General features: G+C 48.0%; 3 protein-coding genes. 2 read left to right on the plus strand and 1 reads right to left on the minus strand.

Annotated features, from left to right (window positions below):
• Positions 1-209: 209 nt before the first annotated feature.
• Positions 210-1052 carry a DUF5718 family protein gene (locus ACRC27_RS03205; protein WP_438621938.1) on the minus strand — a complete coding sequence of 281 codons (843 nt, stop codon included), beginning with the start codon at positions 1050-1052 and terminating at the stop codon, positions 210-212.
• A gap of 215 nt (positions 1053-1267) precedes the next feature.
• Here ACRC27_RS03205 and ACRC27_RS03210 point away from each other — a divergent pair, with 215 nt between their 5' ends.
• Positions 1268-3073, plus strand: coding sequence for a DEAD/DEAH box helicase (locus ACRC27_RS03210; protein ID WP_438639182.1), 1806 nt, complete (start codon positions 1268-1270; stop codon positions 3071-3073).
• Between the two features lie 140 nt (positions 3074-3213).
• The gene (gene rplY, locus ACRC27_RS03215) at positions 3214-3504 is read left to right on the plus strand and encodes a 50S ribosomal protein L25 (protein ID WP_438631585.1); all 291 of its coding nucleotides are present in this window, start codon (positions 3214-3216) and stop codon (positions 3502-3504) included.
• Positions 3505-3584 lie beyond the last annotated feature (80 nt).

A 3584-nucleotide genomic window follows, 5' to 3' on the forward strand; every position in this document is an offset into this window, starting at 1 on the left:
CGCGCTTTAACGGTATTCCGCTGGTGCTTGAGACTGTAGATATGAGTATCTGGCCGCAAGAGATTGCTTGGCTACAGTCTTTAGCAAATAAGGCACAACAAATCAGCGCATGACATGCGTGAAACCAAAAACTGCATACTTTGTTGGAGTATGCAGTTTATATTGACTGCTTATGATGAGTGCTTAATTTTCGTTATTCGCTTTAATGCTTAGTAATCAACCTGTTGAACCAGTGCCGAAAGATAGGCATCTGAGAGTTGGTTGATTCTCACTTTCTCTTCAATATCGTGCGCACTGTAGAACTGGCTGTTATACACCACCACAACGCTGCGATCCCCCAAACGTAAAAAGTGGGTTTCGCCAAATTCGGTATAACGGGTAGCGCCAATACTGATCAGTGCTTGTGCCGGATAACCAGCCTGTTTGAGCAGTGCTGCAATGTTCTCTGCTGGGCCTTGATCTTGCTGAAAATTCATCTGATTTATCAGCCAATCAAGCAAGCGGTGGTGAAAATAGCTGTACTCAACCACCGGGCTATCAATGCCATACGCATGCACCTGACCATCGCGTACCAGATAGCAGGCGATACGGTAATCATCCATCACCCCACCTTCAGCGAATTTATCGATATCCAGCAATGTGGCAGAAACCCCTTTGCTGCACATGCCCCAGTTCTTTTTCTCGCTGATTTTTTTAGCATTCGGGCGGCGAATTGAACAATCATTGTAGGCAGCAAATTGGCGTGGAGTCAGCCCGACCACCTGCCCGTTCTGATAATGAATATCACAAACGATGGCAACTTCCGGTTCAATTTGCAGGTTATCAGCATCCGCCGGAGGCACGATATGATCGGAAGATAGTGGGTAAGTGTGCAGAAAATGCGGAACGCTCTCTGCTGCGCAGGTATTTGGCACATAAAATGGGAAGATGGCTTTTGGGGCAACCGCATCAGATACGGCTACGGCTACGAAATCTTTTGCTTCGCCCGCCTGTTCAAGATGTCCGGCAAAATTACCGGCAACGCCCAACCCGATCATGTGCTGAAAATTCATATCCGCTTCTCTTTGAGTCAATGTGTAAGCCGTAAAGTGCCATTATATCGGAAAGATGTGCCCTGCATCCGCGCGCGGTATCAAAGTTGTGCACATTTTGTAGGTAGTAATAAAGGGAGTGGTAACATGGCCGGTTTACCTGTGTTTCGGGAATCGGGTGAGACAGTATATACTTTCCCACAGTTATCCTTTTATAGCGGTTTATGTTGCTACCCATGGCTTTTACTCTGCGCCCATACCAACAAGAAGCTGTTGATGCAGCAATTCACTATTTTCGTCAGCATACCAGTGCAGCAGTCATTGTTTTGCCCACCGGTGCGGGGAAAAGCTTGGTCATTGCTGAACTGGCACGTAAGGCGCGCGGGCGAGTGTTGGTACTTGCTCACGTAAAAGAGCTAGTCGAACAAAATCACGCTAAATACTGCGCGTACGGGCTAGATGCAGATATTTTTTCGGCGGGATTACAGCAAAAGCAGAGCCAAGGTAAAGTGGTTTTCGGCAGTGTACAATCTGTTGCCCGTAATCTGACAGCGTTTGAAGAGGCATTTTCACTGCTGATTATTGATGAGTGCCATAGGATCAGTGATAGTGAAGACTCACAATATCAGCAGGTGATCCGACATTTACAACAGCATCAGCCAAATGTGCGCATTCTTGGGTTAACCGCCACACCGTATCGTTTAGGAAAGGGGTGGATTTACCGCTATCACTACCACGGCATGACCCGTGCCGATGCGGAACAAAACCCAATGTTCCGTGACTGTATTTATGAACTCCCACTGCGGTATATGATTAAGCACCGCTATTTAACGCCACCTAACCGGCTCGACATGCCAGTGGTACAGTATGATTTTAGCCAGTTGCAGGCTAATCAAATGGGGCTGTTTTCTGAGCGCGATATCAACCTCACTCTGCAACAACAACAGCGAATAACCCCGCATATCGTCAGCCAAATTATTGAGTATGCCCAAGCACGCCAAGGTGTAATGATCTTTGCGGCAACCGTCGAGCATGCCAAAGAGGTGTACGGGTTATTACCCGACGGACAAGCGGCGCTGATTACCGGCGAAACCCCAGCCAGTGAGCGGCAACGCCTGATTACCGCATTTAAACAAAAAACGTTACGCTATTTGGTCAACGTTTCTGTATTAACGACCGGTTTTGATGCTCCGCACATTGATTTAATTGCTATTTTACGGCCTACCGAGTCGGTCAGTTTGTATCAGCAAATTGTTGGGCGTGGTTTGCGCCTTGCAGAGGGAAAAACCGACTGTTTAATCCTTGATTATGCCGGTAACCCGCATGATCTGTTTACACCGGAAGTGGGTAGCCACAAACCGGCAACCGACAGTCAGCCGGTGCAGGTGTTTTGCCCTGCTTGTGGTTTTGCCAACCAGTTCTGGGGGAAAACTGACACACAAGGCACGGTTATTGAACATTTTGGCCGCCGTTGTCAGGGCTGGTTTGAGCATGAAGCAGATGAAGGTGTTTCAAACGGGAAAAATCGTGAGCGCGAACAGTGCGATTACCGTTTTCGCTTTAAGGTGTGCCCGCATTGCGGGGCAGAAAATGATATTGCTGCCCGCCGCTGCCATCAGTGCAATCAGGTATTGGTTGATCCTGATGATATGCTCAAAGCCGCGCTCAATCTAAAAGATGCAAAGGTGTTACGCTGCTGCGGTATGTTGCTGCAAGAGGGGCGTGATGGCAAAGGAGCATGGCTCAGCATCACCTACTTTGATGAAGATGGCGGCGAAGATAGCGCTGAGGTCAAAGAACGTTTTTACCTTGAAACAGCGGCTCAAAAACAGGTATTCCGGTTGAAGTTTTTGCGGGTACACCAGCGTGCGCCGGGTGTTCCATTTGTTTGGGACAGTGCAGCAAGCATTATTGCCCAACAGTCTTGCTTGCGCGCCCCCGATTTTGTTGTCGCGCGTTTACAGGGTAAGTACCTAACAATTCGCGAGAAAGTTTTTGATTATCAGGGGCGTTTTCGAAAAGCGTATGAGTTACGGGGATAACGGCACGTACCTCGACACAATAAATAGAATTGGTTTGCGATTAAGGACGATTTTCGTTAAAATCCGGCCTCGTTTTACAATAGGTTCAGTGCTGGGTCGCCTGCATTGCTGCCTTTAATTATCCTTAGTGAGAAACAATTATGTTTACTTTCAACGCTGAAGTTCGTTCCGACAAAGAGCAAGGTAAGGGTGCGAGCCGCCGCCTGCGTATTGCTAACAAAGTACCTGCAATCGTTTACGGTGGCAACAAGCCGCCAGTAGCAATCGTTCTGGAACACGATCCAATCATCAACGCGCAAACTGAAGAAGCTTTCTACAACAGCGAAATGACTCTGGTTATCGCTGGTGAAGAAGTTAAAGTTAAAGTTCAGGCTATGCAGCGTCACGCGTTCAAGCCAAAAGTAACGCACATCGACTTCGTTCGCGCTTAATTTCGCGTACTTTGTTCGAAAGAAAAACGCCGCATTATGCGGCGTTTTTTGTGGGCGCAGATCGGCCATGACGGATCATC

Origin of the sequence: Plesiomonas sp., assembly GCF_051650925.1 — a bacterium.
In the GTDB taxonomy this organism is placed as follows: Bacteria; Pseudomonadota; Gammaproteobacteria; order Enterobacterales; family CAMTGL01; genus Plesiomonas.

Bases quoted from the DNA above. Each gene is read 5' to 3' on its own strand.
- ACRC27_RS03210 (WP_438639182.1), top strand. From the start codon at position 1,268: ATGGCTTTTACTCTGCGCCCATACCAACAAGAAGCTGTTGATGCAGCA.
- rplY (WP_438631585.1), top strand. From the start codon at position 3,214: ATGTTTACTTTCAACGCTGAAGTTCGTTCCGACAAAGAGCAAGGTAAG.
- ACRC27_RS03205 (WP_438621938.1), bottom strand. From the start codon at position 1,052: ATGAATTTTCAGCACATGATCGGGTTGGGCGTTGCCGGTAATTTTGCC.